This window comes from Pollutimonas rozaliensis, assembly GCF_048751585.1.
Classification (GTDB): domain Bacteria; phylum Pseudomonadota; class Gammaproteobacteria; order Burkholderiales; family Burkholderiaceae_B.
This window is the reverse complement of record NZ_JAZHOB010000327.1, coordinates 1-242: the sequence shown is the minus strand read 5'-3', so window position 1 is coordinate 242 and position 242 is coordinate 1. Positions and strand designations below refer to the sequence as shown.

The 242-nt window shown below is 49.6% G+C and carries 1 protein-coding gene; it reads left to right on the top strand.

Translation table 11 applies throughout. The annotated features are described in order from the left end of the window. The coding region (locus tag V0R37_RS23100) for a lyase family protein (protein WP_420376692.1) at positions 1-242 on the top strand (242 nt) is incomplete at both ends.

Sequence of the window (242 nt, the reverse complement as noted above, 5' to 3'; positions counted from 1 at the left end):
TAAATCTGCCGAAATTGGTCATATTGTTAAAACCGGCCGCACCCATTTAATGGATGCCATGCCGGTTACTTTTTCTCAAGTGCTCGGCGGCTGGCATAGCCAACTTAGTCATGCGCAAACGCAAGTTTCCCAACAAATTCCATTATTAAGCCAGTTAGCGCAGGGTGGCACTGCGGTGGGCACGGGTATTAACGCCCATCCTGAGTTTGCTCACCGCTTTGCCACCCAACTTAGTGTTCAGA